At 58.6% G+C, this 21,031-nt stretch carries 16 protein-coding genes and 1 pseudogene; 4 read left to right on the top strand and 13 right to left on the bottom strand.

Going from position 1 to position 21,031, the window contains the following annotated elements; translation table 11 throughout:
* Positions 1–1,527 precede the first annotated feature (1,527 nt).
* Positions 1,528–3,402: pseudogene (gene mrdA, locus ACOSV0_RS22220) on the bottom strand (penicillin-binding protein 2); the annotation flags it as partial.
* Positions 3,403–5,130: 1,728 nt separating this feature from the next.
* On the opposite strand from mrdA, the gene ACOSV0_RS22215 reads away from it, so the two are divergent.
* From ACOSV0_RS22215 to ACOSV0_RS22200, 4 genes are all read left to right on the top strand, one after another.
* Positions 5,131–5,718 (top strand): hypothetical protein, encoded by a 588-nt coding sequence (locus ACOSV0_RS22215; protein WP_434113609.1) that lies wholly within the window; start codon positions 5,131–5,133, stop codon positions 5,716–5,718.
* A 744-nt stretch (positions 5,719–6,462) separates the two neighbouring features.
* A complete protein-coding gene (locus ACOSV0_RS22210) occupies positions 6,463–7,101 on the top strand; it encodes a glycoside hydrolase family 19 protein (RefSeq protein ID WP_434113606.1) in 639 nt (212 codons plus the stop codon).
* 118 nt (positions 7,102–7,219) lie between these two features.
* Positions 7,220–7,549, top strand: coding sequence for a hypothetical protein (locus ACOSV0_RS22205; protein ID WP_434113603.1), 330 nt, complete (start codon positions 7,220–7,222; stop codon positions 7,547–7,549).
* The gene (locus tag ACOSV0_RS22200) at positions 7,549–7,818 is read left to right on the top strand and encodes a hypothetical protein (RefSeq protein ID WP_434113602.1); all 270 of its coding nucleotides are present in this window, start codon (positions 7,549–7,551) and stop codon (positions 7,816–7,818) included. Before ACOSV0_RS22205 ends, ACOSV0_RS22200 begins: the two co-directional genes overlap by 1 nt.
* A gap of 37 nt (positions 7,819–7,855) precedes the next feature.
* Here ACOSV0_RS22200 and ACOSV0_RS22195 read toward each other — a convergent pair whose 3' ends face one another.
* The 12 genes from ACOSV0_RS22195 to ACOSV0_RS22140 all read right to left on the bottom strand — a co-directional run bounded on the left by ACOSV0_RS22195 (position 7,856) and on the right by ACOSV0_RS22140 (position 20,910).
* Positions 7,856–8,293, bottom strand: a complete 438-nt coding sequence (locus ACOSV0_RS22195; protein WP_434113599.1) for a serine O-acetyltransferase — start codon at positions 8,291–8,293, stop codon at positions 7,856–7,858.
* Between the two features lie 68 nt (positions 8,294–8,361).
* Complete coding sequence (locus tag ACOSV0_RS22190; protein ID WP_434113597.1) at positions 8,362–9,099, bottom strand: WecB/TagA/CpsF family glycosyltransferase; 738 nt, start codon at positions 9,097–9,099, stop codon at positions 8,362–8,364.
* A gap of 60 nt (positions 9,100–9,159) precedes the next feature.
* Positions 9,160–9,966 (bottom strand): heparin lyase I family protein, encoded by an 807-nt coding sequence (locus ACOSV0_RS22185; RefSeq protein ID WP_434113594.1) that lies wholly within the window; start codon positions 9,964–9,966, stop codon positions 9,160–9,162.
* Positions 9,963–11,126 (bottom strand): glycosyltransferase family 4 protein, encoded by a 1,164-nt coding sequence (locus tag ACOSV0_RS22180; RefSeq protein WP_434113591.1) that lies wholly within the window; start codon positions 11,124–11,126, stop codon positions 9,963–9,965. The genes ACOSV0_RS22185 and ACOSV0_RS22180 overlap by 4 nt, the downstream gene beginning before the upstream one ends.
* On the bottom strand, positions 11,119–12,438 hold the full coding sequence (locus ACOSV0_RS22175) for a hypothetical protein (RefSeq protein ID WP_434113589.1): 1,320 nt from the start codon (positions 12,436–12,438) through the stop codon (positions 11,119–11,121). The genes ACOSV0_RS22180 and ACOSV0_RS22175 overlap by 8 nt, the downstream gene beginning before the upstream one ends.
* Positions 12,431–13,186, bottom strand: coding sequence for a glycosyltransferase family 25 protein (locus tag ACOSV0_RS22170; RefSeq protein WP_434113587.1), 756 nt, complete (start codon positions 13,184–13,186; stop codon positions 12,431–12,433). The genes ACOSV0_RS22175 and ACOSV0_RS22170 overlap by 8 nt, the downstream gene beginning before the upstream one ends.
* Before the next feature lie 68 nt (positions 13,187–13,254).
* Positions 13,255–14,481, bottom strand: coding sequence for a flippase (locus ACOSV0_RS22165; RefSeq protein WP_434116061.1), 1,227 nt, complete (start codon positions 14,479–14,481; stop codon positions 13,255–13,257).
* Between the two features lie 115 nt (positions 14,482–14,596).
* Positions 14,597–15,841, bottom strand: a complete 1,245-nt coding sequence (gene wecC / locus ACOSV0_RS22160; RefSeq protein WP_434113584.1) for a UDP-N-acetyl-D-mannosamine dehydrogenase — start codon at positions 15,839–15,841, stop codon at positions 14,597–14,599.
* 32 nt (positions 15,842–15,873) lie between these two features.
* Positions 15,874–17,022, bottom strand: coding sequence for a non-hydrolyzing UDP-N-acetylglucosamine 2-epimerase (gene wecB / locus ACOSV0_RS22155; protein WP_434116059.1), 1,149 nt, complete (start codon positions 17,020–17,022; stop codon positions 15,874–15,876).
* Positions 17,023–17,116: 94 nt separating this feature from the next.
* Positions 17,117–19,327, bottom strand: a complete 2,211-nt coding sequence (locus ACOSV0_RS22150) for a polysaccharide biosynthesis tyrosine autokinase (RefSeq protein ID WP_434113581.1) — start codon at positions 19,325–19,327, stop codon at positions 17,117–17,119.
* 3 nt (positions 19,328–19,330) lie between these two features.
* A complete protein-coding gene (locus ACOSV0_RS22145; protein WP_434113579.1) occupies positions 19,331–19,768 on the bottom strand; it encodes a low molecular weight protein-tyrosine-phosphatase in 438 nt (145 codons plus the stop codon).
* Positions 19,765–20,910, bottom strand: a complete 1,146-nt coding sequence (locus ACOSV0_RS22140) for a polysaccharide biosynthesis/export family protein (RefSeq protein ID WP_434113577.1) — start codon at positions 20,908–20,910, stop codon at positions 19,765–19,767. Before ACOSV0_RS22140 ends, ACOSV0_RS22145 begins: the two co-directional genes overlap by 4 nt.
* Between the last annotated feature and the right edge of the window lie 121 nt (positions 20,911–21,031).

Here is a 21,031-nt window from a genome sequence, read left to right as displayed (position 1 = left end):
CGCGGCGTATATGGCGCGTGTGACCGACCCTTGAATGCCCGGCAGAGCGCGGCGCGGACACGGCGATGCGTGAATTGTGCGCACTGTTGCTCACGGGATCTGCGCTGTATGCTACTGGAACAACATCGGCTGTTTGGGCGTACCCAGATGGGATAGCCATAAAAAAAATGGCGCCAGTGACACCGACCAAACCTAGTTTTGCGAGAAAATTCATTCTGAACTCCTTGATGCTTCTTTAGTTAAAGTGGAACTCTCGGCACCTGAGAGCCCATCAAATCCTGATCACGGAACCGCGTACGAAGTGCCGGCCGCCACGGCAGACAGCCCTGCACGCACAAATACCGACTCCCTAGGCGCCGTCGTCGCCACAGGCACCAGAATTTACGACATGAACAGCAGCGACAGCACTGCACCTGCTGTTCATCGACGCCCCTTTTGCCCCACTGGCGGCAGACGCCGCGACAAGGACAGCATCTCTCTCGAGGGTCCGGCTCATCATATCGAGTACAGCGATGCTGGCCGCGCCAACGACCAGCGCCACGGCGAACCCGGAAAGGATCCACGTGCGCTGCGCCTTTATCATGAGCCGCCCATACCACTGGATAACGATCATTAGCATTGCAGGAAAAACCATCAAGACACCTCTGTCTTACAGTGAATCACAGCCACGAAACCCTGCCCGCATGCGCCTCCGCGCAACCACACACCAATGCAGCCAAAGAACGCAAGCACGGGCCAGGACGGGATCCACGGTGGTACACCCTCCCTACTTTTGTGGACACCGCATCCCAAGTCGACATCACGAATCCCGATACGGCACTGACGGCTTCGGAGTCGAAAATGCTGTGCACTCGTCGCAGGGAGCCCGCCGCGGTCCGGCAACCTGCGCAACAACACTGCGATTGACAGCATCATGGCTAGAGCAACCAGTGCAACGAATGCCAGAAGACAAACCGCACGACTCGAAATCCGCTCCATTCCCCCGTATGGATGCAGGAGGACACGGCAATCTGTCCGCAAACCACCTCGTGCACCGCAGGACTAACCGATGCACGATACCGTTCCATATGAGCAGCACCGTCACGGTCATGAGTGCAGCGGCCTGCAGCAATATCCAGAGACGCATCAAACTCTCCTTGTGAATAGCTGTCGACTACAGTATTGGCAATCCGTCATGAGTCGTCCATGGGAGAGCTCCCATGGACGACTCATGACACAATGTCGCGCATGCATCAACCCGTTTGCATCTTGTTCAACCCGCCCTTGGCACGCATATCTATCGATAGCATATCGAAATTCTTTGCCGCCCAAATTAGCGGTTTGGGATCACGTTGCCTCTCGTCGCATCATGAGTAAGGGATGCGCCCCAGCCCAGTGAAGTGCCCTCCCTGTGCCATGGACATTCCCGCCGATGCATTTTCCACAGCGAGTTGCGTCCGTCGGCCTCCCTTCCTGAACGGGATGAAGGTTGATCGTGCTGGCGGGGTCTTATTTCCGTCCCCTGCCGCCTATCCCATTACTGGCGTTCCAGTAATCCAGTATTCGTCGAGCAATGGGCGCTGCGATCCTCGCACCAAAGCCACCGTTTTCAACGATCAGCGCGAGCGCGATTTTCGGTTGCTCGGCTGGCGCGAACGCGATGAACAGCGCGTGGTCGCGCAGACGCTCGGCGATCGCATGCCCCTTGTAGTTGGCGCCTTGCAACGAAAACACTTGTGTCGTGCCGGTCTTGGCAGCCGCCAGATACGGTGTCCCGGCGAACACCTTCGACGCCGTACCGTTGGTCACGACGCCTTCCATTGCGCGCTTGATGATGTCGATGTCGGATTGCTTCACGGCGATCTTGTCGCTCGGATCGCGCACGACCGGGCGCGTGTCTTTCGTAATCGGATTCTCGATGTCGCGCACCAGGTGCGGCTTCATCACGATGCCGTTGTTCGCGAGCGTGGCCGTGGCGTGGGCGAGTTGCAGAATGGTGAACGAGTTATAGCCCTGGCCGATGCCCAGACTGATCGTTTCGCCTTCATACCAGCGCTGCTGCTCGGGCTTGCGGTACGCCTTGCGTTTCCATTCCGTGGACGGCAGGATGCCGCGCGCTTCGCCCGAAATGTCGATGCCCGTGATCTGGCCGAAGCCCCACGGCTTCATGAAATTGGCGATCGCGTTGACGCCGAGATCGTGGGCGAGCATGTAGAAATACGTGTCGTTCGACACCACGATCGCACGGTTCATGTCGACCCAGCCCTGGCCCGAGCGCACGTCGTTACGGAACGTATGGCCGCCGAACGTGTACGAGCCCGGATCCTGGAAGCCCCAGCCCGGCGTGCGCTTATGCAGCGTCAGCGCGGCGAGCGCCATGAACGGCTTGTAGGTCGAGCCCGGCGGATAGGTGCCGTGCAGCGGACGGTTCAACAGCGGATGGTCGGGCGAGTTATTGAGCTCGTCCCAGGTCTGCTGATCGATACCGTCGACAAACGAATTCGGATCGAAGCTCGGCGCCGACACGAACGCGAGCACGTCGCCGGTTGCCGGTTCGATCGCGACCAGCGCTCCGCGGCGCCCCGCAAACGCCTGTTCGGCGACCTGCTGGAGGCCGATGTCGATCGACAGTTCGAGGTTGTTGCCCGGCGTTGCCTGCGTGCGCGACAGCGTGCGCACGGGCCGGCCGCCCGCGGTCACTTCGACTTCCTCAAAACCGGTCTGGCCGTGCAGTTCCGTCTCGTAGCTCTGCTCGACGCCGATCTTGCCGATGTAGTCGGTGCCCTTGTAGTTGTTCGCGTCGAGGCGTGGATCGTAGTGGTCCGGATCGCTGTCGTTCTGATCGCTGGCGTCGTCGATACGATCCTGATCGCGCTGCGAAATCCGGCCGATATAGCCGATCACGTGCGCCGCCGTGGGTCCAAGCGGGTATTGGCGGAACAGGCGCGCACACACTTCGACGCCTGGAAAGCGGAAGCGCCGCGCGGTGAAGCGTGCGACTTCGTCGTCGGTGAGGCGGGTGCGGATCGGCAGGCTCTCGAAGTTCTTCGAGTATTCCTGCAGTTTCTTGAAGCGGCGGCGGTCGCGTGCGTCGATCGAGACCACAGTGGCCAGGTTGTCGATCACGTTTTCGAGCGTGTCGTTCAGCTTCGACGGGGTGATTTCGAGCGTATACGCCGAATAGTTCTTGGCCAGCACCACGCCGTTACGGTCGGTGATGATGCCCCGGTTCGGCACGACCGGCATGAAAAAAATACGGTTTCCATCAGCCTGCCGCGAGTACTTGCCGAAGTGCCAGACCTGCAGGGACAGGAGGCGGAAGCCAAGCAGGCCAAAGCTAAGGAACACGACCAGACATCCCGCTACGGCTCGCTGGCGGAAATGCCTCAACGCCAGCCTACTTTCACTGCTCCCTGCTAACATTCCGCATCCGTGACAGGCCGAGATATGACTTGGAGATGCATCCATCTCCTTGCGTCAGGTCACGACGATTGCATACCGAAATAAACCTTTCTCTGCCCCCTGCGGGATCGCCACGCAACAACAGGCATGATGCCGTCCTGCCGGAAAGAAAGCGCAGCCCAATGCTCTAACACCCTCTGCCGCGACACCACAATCCGGCCACATTCCAGCAGTGCATTAATGTTTGTTTTACCAAGAGTGGTAGCGTCTACCGAAGTGTGGGACTGAAGCCCGATTCCACTCACTCTTCTGCGATGCGGTTAGAGGCAGATCGAAAAGATACGTCAGTAATTGTAGGAGGTAACCGCGGTCGCAACCATGGGAAACGTCTCACCCCATCACCCGCGAATGGATGAAGCGCTGTCCGCAGGCGCATGAGCCGGGGCAGTCCATATCCGACGCGTTTTCACGCGATTGTGAGCCCCGGAAGAAACACGCCCCGCAGGAGGGGTGACTGCCGACGGACGACATGCTACCGGAATGGTTGATGATTCACGAAAGACCATCGATTTGAACGAAACACGAGTTCGCACTATTGAGCAGGTGCGCGCTATTCCCGAAGGCACAGAAGCACTCGAGTTTGTTGCACCAGCGGACACCGACCGACACGCGCTGCCCCTGGATTGCACAGGTACTGGGTCGGCAGCACTATCGCCAGATGAAGCGCGCCAGCCAGAGGGCTGGTATTACGCTATCCGCGCTGCATCAGCGGGTTCAGCCGCGCCTATAACCCGTGCACACTGCTGAGCGCGATCTGGATGCGCCGCACGACGACGAGCGTGACAGTCGCCCTAACCCGGTGTACGTACCGGGCGCACTCAAGCCCATCCTCGGCGCGCGCCTTCCGCGCATCAGCGCATTACCAGGAAAGGTTCGTCAGTGCGCTAACGGCAACCCGCCAGACCCGATGCCGAATACAGTGCTCACGCTCGTACCCCAAGCCACCCAGAAAAGCCGGGCCCCACTTCCATCTCGCGTACAAACTCGCTTGATGCAGTGAGACTTAAGTTGAGAGCGGTGCGGTGCGAACCAGATTACTACTTTATCGTTAGCATCCACGGCCCCGAAGCGATCTATGGAAGTCTAGAAACGAAACAAGAATAAAGCACGACGATTTGGAATCCTTTTTATTATGCACCTGCCCCTTCTGTCCGTCGGCCTGCTAATCCATGGGTCAGCGACAAGAGTCTTCCCATATCCGGATATGCAATACGCATGGCATATTGATCCGGCTAGATGGACAATCTTGGTAAACCATCCACAAGCACCGCAATGATCATGAAAGAGGTTGTCCGGTTGAATCAACCGATCAGGCCATGGGCCATTAATTTCGCGCAAGATACGGAAGCGTCTTCGTCGTACTGGCATAGGCGCTTGTTGAAGACTGGCCGCAGCCATATCAGGAAATATCAGGTTCGTGTTGGGCTTGCTCTTCAGAATGCTCGCACCAGTCCTACGCCCCGATTGAAAGCCCTGCGTTGGGCATATCAGGGGAAATCGGGCTGCTTCACCCGAATGGAGGGTCCGTGCGTCTACCCGTGTACTGAAACGCCGCAGCAAGACACGACCATCGAGTGGGTGAGTCAGGATTGCAGGCAACTACCTGGCGGTTCGGGCACGTGCATATCGCTACCGGCTTGAAACATCCGAATGATAGCGGGCGGCACGGCCGTCGGGCTGAGGAATTGAATGAACTCGCATGCTGACCGTTGTGCTCCGCCCATTGTTCATGAACTTGCTCCGATGATTGCGCTCGGGCTGAGCGGTCCCTTTGCCGGTAGCGCTATCGCCATTCTGGAGCAAGCACTCAATCTGGATCCGGTGGGTGCAAACAATGTCCAGGTTCGTCTACACAACATCTGGCATGCAACGGAATCCGCTACGCTCGAGCAACTGCTCGCACTCACAGAGGCCGAGCACAAGTATTGCGCTCAGATGGCCAAGATCGGATTCGCGGACGCAAAGGCGCTGGCAGCTGCCTGTAACAAGCTTAAGCCTCGTCGAAATAGTCGGCCCGGTCAGCGCGGCAGGCGCGATGCGCCCCTGATCATCGGCATTATTTCGCTCGTCTGCTTCGGCGGAACGATCGCGGCGGCACTCGCGGGCGCTTACGGACTGATGGTCGGCGGCGTCAGTATCAGGGACACCGCGGTCGCCGAGATCGTCTCGGGACTGGGTGGCACGATCTTGGGTTACACCAGTGCCAACGCCCAACAGGTATTGAGTTTCTACTTCAATGCCCGCCCGGGCCAGACAAAGCCCGCCCCCGAGGAGTGAGGGCACTGCCACATTGGCGAGATGTTTGCACGGCATAAAGTGACGACAAAAAATCGATTTATCGCTGCCATCGGTTTCCGGCGGTGGTCATCCGCCATACGATACGTTGGCTCGCCCTGCACAGCCTGAGCGACAGTGAGGCATCGCTCGTGACGCTCAGCTACGAGACGATTTGCGCTGACGCGGGGAGTTCGACGCGAGCTTTGCAGGCAACTGGCCGGGTAGCATCGGACACGTCGGGCGGATTGCGGCGAGAAACTGGTTCTGCAGGAGTTCGCAGTTCTGAAGTCGTCGCCATCAAACTGCCCACACTCCTGACGATTTGGCTCGTGATCATAAATCCGGGTAGCCAATCACAATCGGACAGGCGATTTTTTTGTCTTGGAGGCTTGGCTCCGAAGTTTCTAAGATAGTCGTATCGCAAAGCGAAGCCTGGAGGCGAGCGGAGTGTTGATGGGCATCTCTATTCGCGCAAGGAATCACTGATGAGCGGACACATACGGGGCCACAATCTCGTCGGGCCACTGTGAGGAGGACGTGATGGCTGTGGGGCATTGCGGGGCTAGCTGCACGGCTGGCTATCGGCGTGGGCACGTCCGGACCGGTGCTCACGACATCCACGGCGGAGATATCGCTCGCTGCGGTGTGCACTCTGGCAGCCACAATCAGATCAGTCTCGGGCGGCCCCCATGGTCGGTACGGCGAGTGTGTTAGCGGATGTGACAATTATCTTTGGGAGCAAACATGGACAGAATCCAGTTTATGCATGCGGTCGCTGTCGCGCCCGAGTCAGTTGACCGCTGGTATGAGCCCGTCATGATGGCGCTGGCAGAATTCGCAATCAACACGCCTGCTCGTCAGGCCGCATTCCTTGCCCAGGTCGGACACGAATCGGCGGGTTTCACTCAACTCGTCGAGTCGTTCAACTACCGCCCCGAGGCGCTAGCAATCTTCTCGCGCATTCCAGCCTCCATGCGCACTCAATTAGGGCGCCATCCACATGAACGGATGGTGCCGCTTGCTCGACAAATGACGATTGCAAATCTCGCGTATGGAGGACGTTACGGCAACCGCGATGAGACCTCAGGAGATGGTTGGCGCTATCGCGGGCGCGGTCTGAAGCAGATCACCTTTGCCGAGAATTACCGTATGTGTGGCGCAGCTCTCGGAGTCGACCTGCTCGCACACCCGGAGCAACTCGCGCAGGATGAGATTCTCGCGGCGCGCTCGGCTGCATGGTTCTGGTCAGCGCGCGGCTGTAATGACCTTGCCGATCGCAACGATTTTCCCGGAACCACACGTGTTGTCAACGGACCGGCGATGGCTGGACATGAGCACCGACTAGCGCGCTGGGAAATTGCCCGGAAGGCGTTGCTTGCGTAAGGCAACATGATGAGGTGAAAAATGCCGTGGCGTCGGGATCGGACTTCGAGCCTGCTAAACGTTACAGCAATCCGGACGTGATCGGCCACAGTTACCATGAGGCCGCTTGGAGTGGGACATGCTTGCCACTGTGATACTACCCTATAAATTGCTGGTATTGGCCGCTGGCGCGGTGGGAGCGGTTGTACCTGCTGCTCTGCAGAAAAGCATGTCACGCCGAGAACGCCTGATCATGGTTTTTGTTGGTTGTGCAGCAGCTACCTTTATCGCACCAGCCATTAATGCACACTGGCTACCAGATGCTGATGTGCGGTTGGGAGCTGGCGTGAGTTTCTGCGTAGGCCTATTCGGCATGACACTGGTTGAGATGGCCTTACGCCTTGTCAGACGGCGCGGTCAGTGGTTTCTAGACCGTGCCGTAGACCGTGTGATCGGGAGAAGCGATTGATGATTTACACAGCTATCACGCTTGATGTTGTGTTGACTCTGTGCGGTGCGTGGCTGATGGCCACGCCAGGGCGAGGGTTGGGTAGCCGATTGATTATGGCAATGATCATGGCCGGACAGTTTACCGATCTGGCAGGGCTACTCTGGTATGGCAAGATCGACGTTTGGCCGGGCGAACTGCTGGGTAATGCCGGAATAACTTTGTTACTGGCACAACTTGCTGCGCTAGACTGGAAGTCCCGCAGTCAGCGGGAAGCGCCGTTATCATGAAGTGTATGATTCACCTCGGCGGCTCTTGCATCCTGCGTCAGTCCAAATATTCGGCCGCTTTTTTGGGGTGTAGCTGAACTATTCGAGCCGGGATACCTACTACCGTCACGTCAGGGGGCACGTCAGATGTCACCACCGCGTTCGCTCCAATCTTCGCGTTGCGCCCGATGGCCACCGGTCCCAATATGCACGCGCCGGCCCCGATCAGAACATTGTCCCCAATCACCGGCGCACCTGGTTGACCACGCCCGCCAATCACCACATGGGGTGCAATAACGATATCGTTACCTAGCACCGCCTGCCGGTGCACAACGATTCCGAGCCCCTGATAACCGAATACCACGTTGCGCCCAATCGTTACAGAAGGGGGCAAGGACACCGAAAAAACAACCCTGTTGAAAACCTTCAAAATCCACGGCAAAAAAGGAATACGCAAGCAATGGAGGAAATGTGCTATCCGAAAGATATACAGCATGAAACCCATCCTGTTTAAAAATGATACGGAAAGAAAAACCGCCACGGCACCGGCCTCTTCCCTGACACTTAGTGTCGCTGAACCGTTAGCGCCTTACCCAGCATCAGTGCAAACTTGCTGTTGGTAACCAGATAGCGACGCCACATCCGGCGTGGTTCCTGCAGAACCCGAAAGAGCCACTCCATCCCCGCCCGCTGCATCCAGCGAGGCGCCCGGTTGACCTTGCCGGCCACGACATCGAATGTACCGCCAACCCCCATCACGAAGTCGACACCGAGCGAGGCCTTCCAGCGTTCAATGAAGTTTTCCTTGGTCGGAGACGTGATCGCCACGAAAAGCAATCGCGCGCCCGACTCACGAATCCTGTCGACCACCAACCATTGGTCGCCGCCAAAATAGCCGTGGTGGTAGCCTGCAATCTGGAGCCTCGGATAGCGGATTGCACATATCGTCGCCACCCGTGCAACAACTTCGTCGGCAGCGCCAAGCAGATACACCGGCCACCCCAAGCTAGCCGCTTCCGTCAACAAGCGGTCGAACAGATCCACACCCGCGACGCGCTCCGGCACCGCATGGCCGAGCATCCGCGCAGCCCAAACCACGCCCATCCCGTCGACACTGATCAGGTCGCAGGATCGAACCGAGTGCGCGAGTTGCATGTCCGATTGCATATGCACAAGCTTTGCTACATTGACAGCAACGTGTTGCGTAAACTGCTTCGTGACGATTCGCGTTGAAATCTCGGCAACGGTTTCCTCCATTGTCGCCGCATCCATTGGACATCCGAATAATTCAATGCGCTTCATAAAACCACTCTGTATGTTCTTTGAATTCCACGCGCCGGGACTTCGTCGTGGACATTACACTCATTTCTTCGAGACCGACACCGGCCCAAAAAACAACGTAATGTCGGTGACGTCCGACGGCGAAGTGGTCCATCCAGCCTTGTACAATCCCATCTTGAGATACGCGTCCTGCACGCCCATATAGGCGTTCGCTACTCCTTGCGACGCAAACACCGAGTGCCCGTCTTTCCACAATTGGGTCGAAGCGTGATGTCCGGAATCGTCGGCGACATAGCGCAGCGCCCAATTGACCCATTTACCCTCGTCGGCGTCGGCACAACATAGCCATTTCCCCGCAGAAACGATCCTCGCATCGCCCCCCCCGCGCTCGGAAACAGCGTACCGGTTACCTTGCAGGCTCAATGCGATCGTTGGCCCTCCTGTCCACTCTCCCTGGTGAACCTGTGTAATGATGAGCGCCTGCTTCGTGTCGAATGCGAATCCAGCCGGGATAAAAGTGCTCCATCTGACCAGATAGTCCGGGCCTTGCGAAAAACTCACCGCTTTTGGGAAGATCAGCTCTGCACGGGGAACGCCGTTCGCAATCTTCGAAAAGTCCTCGGCTTTGGACATATGAACGCGAATGGCTTTTCTTCCTGCCACCAACGGATCGTCAACTACCGCAATATTGCCAGGATTCGCCTGAACGCCGATGCCCGCTCCAATGCCATCGGCCCAGGTCGCCGAGAACAACAGGTCGTATGTACTCGCCAATGCGGTCATTTGCGGGTCGGTCCAAATAACGCCCAAGTCCTGCGCACTAGCCAAGCTAAAAATGCTTCCTAGCAGGAAGATAAATTTCCATCGATGCACCGGTATCCCGCTCATATACGTTCCTCTCCCTTTGATTCGCACACCGTCCGATAGCATTGAACGTATTGATCGATGACCGTCTCCACCGAGTAGCGACTCAACGCTCGCGAAACAGCGGCCTCCCCCATCGCGCGCACGATGTCGGGACGTTCCATCAAATACCGGATTCTGCCTGCGAGCGCACGCACGTCCTTGCAACGAACGAGATAGCCGGTGACACCGTCCTCGACCAGATCGAGGAAACCGCCTACTTGCGTGCCGATGACTGGCCGCCCGATGAACATCGCCTCAAGTGTCGAGATGCCGAACGATTCAAAATGGCTCGGCATGCAAAACAGAACAGCGTCGCGATAGAACGCGAGTTTTTCATCACCCTGCAGCCAGCCGACGAAACGGACCTGCTCACTCACGCCGTAGCGGATCGCTGCGCGTGTCCATTTATCCATGTCTCCCGTACCCGCCAGCCGCAGTTGAAAGTTCACTCCCTGATGACTCAATAACGCCGTCGCCCTCAACATGTCGTCGATCCCTTTTCCTTCTGTCAATCTACCGACGAAGGCGACGTACGGTGCGATGCCCGTATTCTTCGAATACGAACCTTCACGTAGCGCCGCGCCCGCCATCGCTTCAGCGCCATGCGCGGTGTTTCCGATCACGTACAGGCCGTGCGCACCGCCTCGATGCTCCTCAAGTTCGGCGGCAATTGCTGATGAAACTGCCACTACGACATCCGCGGCACGAATAAAGCGCGACGCCGCCTGACGTACAACGGTCCCGCTACTGCTCCAGAAATGCTGGAAGTTCCCCGCGTGCAGATGAAAAATCGTCTTCTTGCCGACAAGCGTGGCGAGAACGTACAGGATGAATTTTCGGTAAAACGATCCACGGACCGACACATGAAAGTGAACCAGGTCGACGCCCTTGAACACCGCAATCAGAAAGCGCGGAATATCGAGCAGCAGAAAGCACAGCAACGATCTCACGCTCTGGAACCCATTCGTTTCGAAGATAGTCAAGGTAATGGCTTCTTGCAAGAACCGACTTTGCTGCGTACCGAGTTCCGCGAGAACAGACGCAATACCGCCTCGCTGCCCCCGCCCCGGTCCTACATGCAGAACCCGTATCAGTGATGCCGCATGTCGCGTGTTCGCATCAAAGTCATTGCACTTACTCATCGCTGACCTCCCTCGTTGAGGATCGGCGCTCTGCCGCAGCACGCTTGACGAGTACGGCGATCATAGCCAGATATGGGCTAACGATCGCGGACACGAGTACGTGTCCTGCTGTGCAAGCCGTGGCCATTAAAACGAAAAAAAACCACTTGCCAAACCGAGGTACTGCGCCGGCCTCGCCATAGAGGAAGGCTTTGCCCACGCTCCACAAATAGATGGCGCAAACCGGCAAACCCATCGCCAGTACCAAGTCCGGCACGTCGATCTCAACCAGATAGCGCACGACCGGATAGCCGCCAGTCAACAGCGCTACGTAGTCGTCCTTTGCCAGCCCGCCCCATACGTTCGAGAATTTGATGTCACGTCCTGACAGGACCGTAGAGAGCATGCCTGCGCCGCCGGCGCGGTCATGCTGATACATGAAGTATTGCAGACTGAGCTGGACGGCTCTCCTCACGCTCGGCACCGACAGGTAGACGGCGAGTGCGATACCGGCCAGCACTCCGGCGACAGCCAACGCGCGAATCGTCGCCTGCAGAATCCGATGCCGGCAATAAAGATATGAACACGTCATCGCAATGACTCCAGCCATAGCGGCCTTCGTGCCTACCAGGAGCGAAGCCAGCACGATACTGCCCACCAGCACACGACGCCATGCCGACCAGCCCGACGTCAACGCGCTGAGCAGGCCATAGCCGAGCCCCGCGATCATCAATGCCGAGGCTTCGTTCTGCGCATACACGATGCCTTTGTAGCCAGAACGAATCTGGGTGTTAGCCCAGTAACTGCGAAAGATGTCGATCGAAAACACCGCCCCCGCGATAATCGATAACGCGTAGGCCAGCAGGGTGAAGCGCATGATCGGTTCGAGTTCATCGAGTTGCCGGTTGCTCATCCCAGAAAGGGCCGCGAAGCACACAAAAAAGGAGAACACCTTGAGAACGAAAACAGCCTGCAGGGCAAACTCGGCGCTCGACATATCGCCGAACGCGTAGGTCACGGCCGACGCAACAATCGCGACCATCGCCAACAGCGCGGTGCGCCAACTCGACAGCCTCACCCTGCCGCTCGTCAACAGGACAATGAACAGTCCGATCACCATGCCCCCTCGCACGAACAACGAGTAACGTGCGTCGCCGCTGGCAGCGTCGAGCCCGTGCACGGCCCTGACTGACAGGAAATCCGCGAACGGAGACAGCGCGAGGCCAACGGCAAATATTGCCCATCGCAGCGAGATGGGTGCCCATTGCGTCGGCTTGCACACGCTCGCGCCGCTTTGCCCCCCGTGCCGGTGCATCGGTATCACGTCACTCATGGTGTGCCCTTCCGGCCTCACCTAGCGATGACAGCCGACGCCATGCGACAGCACTCCACCTGACCGCGGTTCGCACGAGGCGCAGCGGCCAGAGTGCAGCTTCATGCAACGACGTTCGTGAGTTCGTGCGCGCTTTACGCTCCCGCTCGATACTGCTAGGCAGTCGCTCGAAGTCTTCCCATACCGCATAGGGGCGCAATTCGAGCACGCGAGAACCTCCGTGATCCCGGTGCCATGGCCAGTCATCGAGCAATGCGCCGATTGGCCCGTCGGCGTAGGCAAGTGCCTGACGAGCCGCCTGTACGGATATCCAGTAGCCTACCGCCCCTGACGTCCACTGCTTGAACGGAATGCCGATCCGCAATCCGGCTACCGTCGCGACCTGCTTGAGCGGCTCGTTGAAGTAGGTCCAGGATGACGCCGCGCGCCGCAACTTGGATCGTCCGAGCAACACAATGTCGGCATGGCTCGATAGTTCGGTCTCGCTCGCCCGCAACACGCGATCGAAAAACGCAGGTTCCAGAACCGCGTCGTCTTCCAGAACCACCGCGGCGTGGCCAGTATCCACAATCGTGCGCCACACCGAACGATGACTCATGAAGCACGCCACCTCCGCGTGAGTCATTGAACGGCCGTAGCGCTCGCGCGCCACGCCGTCGTCACAGGAGGCATGCAGTTCGGCTTCGGTGAGCGCTTGCGCATCGACGGCGTCCTTGATGCGGAATACCGCGCCATGGTCCGTCAACACCTTGGAGATCGCGTCGCGACGTCCCGAATGCGGTAGCGATATAACGTGAATAGGAACTCTGCTTTCCATCATCGATTCAACAATTGAGCAAAGTGATTGCGCAACGATGGTTTGCTCAAAATCATCGCCACATAAATAACAAGTATCGCCATCTCAGCGAGAAGAAACGACGCCGCAGCGCCATCAGCACCAAACCGTGGGGTCAAGACGATCGCCAGCGCAACGTTCAGCACGCCCGCCGCCAGCATGATCATTGAACGCGTGCGTGCGCTTCCGAACGGCACGAGCACCTGCAATCCGAGGAAGTACGCGAGATTGCCAAAAACGGTGGCGAAACAAAGTAGCTTCAACACCGACGAGGCGCCCTGGAAGCCGGCGCCCAGCACGAATGTCGAAAGCGGAGCGGACAGATAAATAAAGGCGAGCGCACCAGCAACCGTGGTCGAAAATGTGGCTGCGGCGCCAATGACCGTAAGCCGGGCAGCGGCACGGGATTGCGTGCTGAACAGCGCTGTGACACGTGGGTAGCACACCGTCGTGATCTGTGCCGGGACCATGTTGCCCGCGGTCTTCAACTTGTCGGCCGCGATGTAGATACCGACCTGATAGGGCGTCGTCATCGACGCAAGAATCACCGCGTTCGTCACGCTAAACAGGCTCACCGACGCGGACGACACGAACATGTCGGCGCCTTCCCGAATACGCAGCCAAACCGAGCTAGCCGACGCGCAGGGGCGGCGCAATACGCCGAGACGCCATACGGCAATCAGTGAAAAAAATCCCGTGAAGATCGCGCTCCCCCCCTGGATTCCCGCTGCAATTGCGACGTCGCTACTACGATGCACAAAAACGAATGTCAGCGGCAACGTCAAAAATCGTCCGGTCAGCGCGACGGCGGAAAAGACGGAGAACCGTTCCAATCCCTGTAACAGCCAGTTCAACGTAAAAACATTGCCGATCACAGTCAGCCAGGCAGCGAGCACCACCGGGCAGACCAAAGCGAGCTTGCTGTCGAAGCGCGCGATGACCAGCAGGATAACGAACGAGATCGCGCAAAGACAACCTTTGGCGATCATCGTCGACCAGACGAGTTCGTTAAGAAGACCAGGCTGGCCCCGACGTTCGACGACTGCCTTGGGACCGCTGAGAAAAAACCCCCACTCGGTCACCAGCATGCCGTAAGTGGCAATCGCCGTCGCGTAGCCAAGCACGCCGAAATGCGCCGCACCGAGCACGCGTGTCAAGTACGGAAAGGTCGCCAACGGCACGATGTAATTGCCCACCTGCCAGACCATCATGGCCAGGAAATTCGTGCGAAGACGCGACGCCTTCGTGGCAGAGCCGACGCGCGTAGCCGTTTGCTCTCTCGCGAAGGGCCCCGACGTTGACGTATCGAGCGGGCGCGGTCGGTCACGCATGCGCCAGCACCCCACGCGTATCGATCACGACTTTCGCCTGGAATTTCACGGGGTCCACGCGCCGAAACTGCGCATGGTCGACCAGAATGACGATGATGTCTGCTTCCAGCAGTGCTTCGCTCAATTCGCAGAGCCGGACCTTGCCGTCGAGCGCTTCCGGCAACGTTCTGACATTCGGCTCCACGACTATCACCTGCCCGGCGAATCGCCCGGCGAGTTCGTCTGCAATTTCGAGCGCCGGACTTTCGCGCAGGTCGTCGATATTCGCTTTGAAAGCCAGTCCGAGACACGCGATCACCGGATCCTTGAAGCGCCTCGCCGCGCGCTCGACACGATCGATCACATAGCCTGGCTTATCGTCATTGACCGTTCGCGCAGTGCGAATCAGTCGCGCCTGTTCTGGCGCGGAGTCCACAATGAACCAAGGGTCAACGGCGATACAGTGACCACCTACACCCGGTCCCGGCTGCAAAATGCTAACGCGTGGATGCCGGTTGGCGAGACGGATCAACTCCCACACGTTAATATCGAGTTTGTCGCAGATGATCGAGAGTTCGTTGGCGAACGCAATGTTGACGTCGCGGAATGAGTTCTCCGTGAGCTTGCACATTTCGGCCGTACGGGCGTCCGTCAGAATGCAGTCGCCACGCACGAAGCTTTGATAGAGCTCGCGTGCCAACTCACTGCATCGTGGCGTCATGCCGCCAATTACACGGTCATTTTCGACCAGCTCCCGAATCACGTGACCGGGGAGCACACGTTCAGGGCAATGCGCAACGCGGATGTCCGATTGCTCGCCCGCTAGTTGCGGGAATGTAAGATCGGGCCGAAGGTCCGCCATCCAAGCTGCCATCTGCTCGGTGGTGCCGACCGGCGAAGTAGATTCGAGCACAACCAGATCACCTTTCTTGAGCACCGGTGCGATCGCCCGGCTCGCTGCCTCGATGAACCGGAGATCCGGCTTATAGCCGTCCGAAAACGGTGTCGGCACAGCAATCAGGAACGCGTCCGCCGGTTCGGGCGTGATCGTGGCGCGCAAATATCCCTGCGTCACCGCCGCGTGCACCAGCATGTCAAGCTCCGGCTCAACGATATGAATTGCACCGCGGTTGATTGTGTCGACCGCGTGCTGGCTGATGTCCACACCGATGACTCGTTTGCGCCTCGCCGCGAATGCGGCTGCTGTTGGAAGTCCTATGTAGCCGAGTCCGACCACCGAAACAGTTTCAAAATCCATATTCGTTATATCCGTAAACAGGTTGTATTCGCTCAGATCGCCAGCGCCGGACCGAAATCATCTTCAAGTAACGCCTTCGCAATGCGCGCGCAGGCATATCCATCGCCATATGGGTTACCGCGCACGCTCATCGCTCTGTAAATGCTTGCTTTGCATAGCAACTCAGATACACCATCGACAATCCTATGCACGTCCGTTCCCACAAGTTTCACTACCCCGGCATCGACCGCCTCCTGACGCTCAGTGGTCTCGCGCATCACCAGCACGGGCTTGCCAAGCGAAGGCGCCTCTTCCTGAATTCCACCGGAGTCGGTCAGAATCAGATACGCGCGATCCATCAGGCAAACGAAGGGGAGATAGTCGAGCGGTTCGATCAGATGGACGTTCGCAATACCGGTCAGAATCCGGTTCACCGGTTCGCGCACACCCGGATTGAGGTGAACCGGGTAGACGATGTCGACATCCGGATACGCGCGCGCGAGTTGCGCCAGCGCGGAACAGATGCGCTCGAACCCACCGCCGAAGCTCTCGCGGCGGTGTCCGGTGACCAGGATCAAACGGCGGTTCGGCGCGAGTGCCGGGAGGAGTTGCTCGGCTTCCTCACGTAGTCGGGCATCGCCCGCGAGCCGCTCGCGCACGTGCAGCAACGCGTCGATCACCGTATTGCCGGTTACGAGGATGCGCTCATCCGGCACGTTCTCGGCGAGCAGGTTCTGTCGGGAGCGCTCGGTAGGCGCGAAGTGTTTCTCGGCCAGAACGCCGGTCAGTCTACGGTTCGCTTCCTCGGGCCACGGCGATTGAAGATCACCGGTTCGCAACCCGGCCTCGACATGCCCGACTGGAATGCGCTGATAAAAAGCAGCGAGACTGGCAGCCAGCGTAGTCGAGGTATCGCCATGCACCAGCATCAGATCCGGCCTGCAGTCCTTCAAAACATCTCGCATGCCCAGCATGATCGAACTCGTAATGTCAAATAAGTCCTGATTTCGTTTCATCACGTTCAGATCAAAATGCGGACGAATCTGAAACAGCCTCAACACCTGATCAAGCATTTCCCGGTGCTGTCCGGTCACACACACAAAGCAGGCGATTCCTTCAGTGCTCTTGAGTTGCCGGACGAGCGGCGCCATCTTGATGGCCTCGGGACGGGTTCCGAAGGTGACCAATATCTTCCTGTTCATAAGCGAGCCATGTACTGATAGCGCACCCGCAAGCAACGCGGTGCGAAGTTCGTGAATGACGCCTTCCGGTACCAAGGTTGTTTCACATTACCCATCAAGAGGTCTTCTCGGCTTCATACTCAGAGAACGCACCATACGCGCTCGCTCGTTGAGGGACGTCGTTCAACAAGATGCCGTCGACTATGCTGCCCGCGCTGCTCAACTGACGCGTGCTTTCCTGAAGTTCAGCCGACGTGTGGCGACCGTGACGGACCACGAGCAAAGTCAGCCCTGCGTGCCTGGCGATCAGCACCGGGTCGGTCACAGCAAGGACTGGCGGCGAATCGATGATCACCACGTCGTATTGCTTGCTGAACGCCGCCAGCAAATTCCCGAACGCCTCACTCATCAACATCTCGGCCGGACTGGAAGCAGCGCTACCGCTCATCAGCACGTCAAGGTTGGGCAAGGCCTGACAGTGGACCGCTCCACGGGGATCCGCCCCGCAGATCACATCGGAAAGGCCCGGCTTGCGCGGCAGCGCGAAATGCTTGTGAATATCGCCTCGGCGCATGTCCGAGTCGATCAGCAGCACGCGTTTGCCGCCAGCCGATAGCACCGCGGACAAATTCACCGAGAGGAACGACTTGCCGATACCCGGCCGCGGCCCAGTCAGCATCACGATGTTGTTGTCCGATTTGAGCAGGCCGAGTTGCAATACCGTTCTCAAACTGCGAATGCCTTCCACCGCGATGTCATGAGGATGGACAGCAGCAAGCACGCTCGACCCCGAACCACCACTACGTTCCGATGATCTCAATGCGCGCTGTCGCGCGCTGCGCGAGACGATCGCGTACACCGGCACACCGACTGCATCTTCGATTTCCGAGGGGGTCTCGAGTCCACGATTGAGCGTATAGCGAACAAATGCGATTGAGCATCCGAGCAGCAATCCGATGACGCCCGAGAGCGCGACCACCAGGATTTTCCTCGGCTTGACGGGCGCTTCGGCCGCCTCCGCGTAATCGACCGTATGTACGTTGCCCAACTGCCCTGCTTTCAGCACGCGCAATTGTTGCGTGCTGTCGAGCAGCTTCGTGTACAGATCCGTGTCGACTCGCACATCACGCATTAGTCGCAGTGCCTGCTGCTGCACGTTCGGCAACGCCGTGATCTTTTGATTGAAGCCACCCTGCTGTTGGTGTAGTTCACGGATCTGGGCGTCGATTGCCTGCACGGACGGGTGCTCTGGGGTATACCGCTGCGCGAGTGCCGCCCGTTGCTCCTGCAACTCGATCAACCGGGTCTTGCTATCGACGATAGATTGCAACAGCAGCTTGCCTTCAGCCTCCAGATCCACAGTGCCGTTTTCCGCACGGAACGCGTTGTACCTCGCCTCAGCCTGGTCAAGGTCGGACCGCAGTTGAGGCAGTTGCTCGCTGAGAAACCGCAGCATCTGCGCCGCCTGCGCGGACTTGCGGTCCACGTTTCGCTGAACGTAAATGTTCGCGACACGGTTCACGGTCTCCGCCGTACGGATCGCGTCTTCGCCGTACAGCGCGATAGAAATCATGCCAGACGGCTTCGCCTTCTCGTTGATGTCAAGCGCGTTTTGCAAATCGACAGTCGTGAGTTGCGTCGAGGCACGTTTCAGGTCGAACGACGTGCCCACACGTGCAACCATACGATCCACGCTCAATTGGATCTGGCCGTACTGTGTCGTTCCCTGCGCAGCGACGCCAACCCGGCCGCGCAATACGACACGGCCGTCCGGATCGCGTAACTCCAAGGTCTGCCCCTCACCAACGACCAATCTGAAGGTCTGGTTATAAAGCGCGGCGGGAACGTCGAATTGCGCGACGGCCAGACTCTCGCCACCCCAGGCAAAGGGGCTCATTCCCATTACGGAACTCGCGGGGCTGTCCGGGGCGGCGTACCGTGCGATCAACGCGCCGATCAGCGGAAGACGGTGTGGCAAGGCCTTCACGTCAAGGTGCAAGCCTCGAACGGTTTCTTCAATCACCATCCGCGAGCGGATCAGTTCGATTTCGGCCTCCGCCGTCGCCTTGCTCTGGAACATTGACGCGAGATCGCCTAGCTTGTCATTGAGCGTCCCACTGCTCGCGTCGTCGTCGATTTGAATCATCACATCGGCCTTGTACATCGGCGTGCCGATGAATGCATAGGCAACGCCGAGAAGCAGAACCACCGCTGTGGTCACGGCGATCAAAAACCGGTTCTCGACAAGCAGCGCCATGACTTCGGACAGTGCGATTTCTTTGTCGCCCGGGGTGCCGGGCGAGCGTTCCTGATGAAGTAATTTCATGACTCAGTGAACCAGCCTTGCAATGTCTGTGCACCACTTCGAAACACAGTGTTCGATTTGCGCAAAAGCGAGTTCAAAAATGGCACGATTACGTTGATACGGATCCACGATGTCGATTTGCTCGTGTTCGCCCAGACGGAAAACCTTGCCCCTTGCAAACGGGAAGTGATTGAAGACCAGCGTGCGCTGTGCATTCGTCATGGTCAGGATCAGGTCTGCCTCGTCCACATGTTCGTTGCTGAGCGCCTGCGCTACATGGCAGCTGATGTCCATACCACGCCCACGCGCGATCTCCACCGCAAGCGGATCGGCATGCCTGCCAACCAGCGCCCGCGTACCGGCAGACCGAACGGCAAGGGACGGCAACCCCCGCTCGAGAAACGCCTGCGCAATCGGACTCCGGCAAATATTACCTTCACACACCATCAGAACTCCGATCATTTCGCGATCACCCCCGCCGTCAACCCGGTGCTAATCAGTGGCATCAACAAGCTCAACACGCGATTGAAGCGAACGAGACCACTGCCGTCCACGTACACGACGTCTTTCGGCTGCAAATCGAAATCCTTGGCGAGCAGCATCGCGACCGGCGAACGGCCATCGAGGTGAAATACCTGCGGCGTCCCGCTCAGGGAACCGCGAATCACGAACATTTGCGCGGCGTCAGCTGTAGAGGCATTCACGCTACCCGCCTGCGACAATGCGTCCGCGAGCGTAATGCGGCCGGTTCTGCGCGGAATCGCCAACACCGGCTTGTTCACTTCGCCCATCACGTAAACGTCGTTTTCGTCGCGCGAGACGACGCGAAGCAAATCGCCCGGTTTCAGATAAAGCCACGACGGACTCACGCCCTGAGCCAACAACTGCGTCAGGTTCACGCGATATGACTGGCCGTGCCGCACCAGCACAAGGTCGCTCTGGTCGGCCGTTTCACTGAATCCGCCCGCACGGCCGATTGCTTCGTAAAGTGACATGGGCACGTCATTGACAGCCAACGCGCCAGCACTATGCACTTCACCATCGACATACACCTGTTGCGCGCGATAAGAAGCCATCCGCACTGTCACCTGTGGTTTGACGAAGTACTTCGCGAGCGCAGCGCTCAAGTGCTGCTGTATCTCCTCAGTACGCAGTCCCGCCACGTGCAACGCGCCCGCATACGGAAAGGTCAGACTGCCGTTCTGATCGACGACGAATCCGGCAAGCGGGTCACCCGGCCGTACCGACGACTGCGTTTGCGCGGAACCCAGCGCCGCTGCAAACTCCGGATGGTCCCAGACGACGATTTGCAGCACATCGCCGGGGCCGACGGCATAAGCCTGCGGCGCTCCGGACAGCAACTGCGAGATCTCAAGTTGCTGTTGCTGACGGTTTTGAGCGAGGCGCAAGATCAGCGCCGCATCAACTTCCGTAATCGCGATATCCGGCGTGCCACGTGCTGCATCGCCCCTCTCGCTCGCCACAGTCGTGCTGGCTTCTCCGGCGGAACCCGAAGCGCCTGATACGTCCTGCATCCGGGACGTTTCCATCCGCATGCCCGGCGCCACCGCGCACGCGCTGGTCAGCAGTGTCACCGCTGCCATGAGTGCTCCGAGCCAATACGCCGGCCGGTTCTGATTTACCGCTGACATCGTGTTCAACCCATTCAAACGAGCGCGCAGTAGCGCCGCCCCGCTGCCCGGTCCCGGGCAGACATGATTCATG

Origin of the sequence: Paraburkholderia caffeinilytica (genome assembly GCF_051027425.1) — a bacterium.
Lineage (GTDB): Bacteria > Pseudomonadota > Gammaproteobacteria > Burkholderiales > Burkholderiaceae > Paraburkholderia > Paraburkholderia caffeinilytica_A.
The sequence above is the reverse complement of the archived record's forward strand: the minus strand, read 5'-3'. Positions and strand labels throughout refer to the sequence as shown.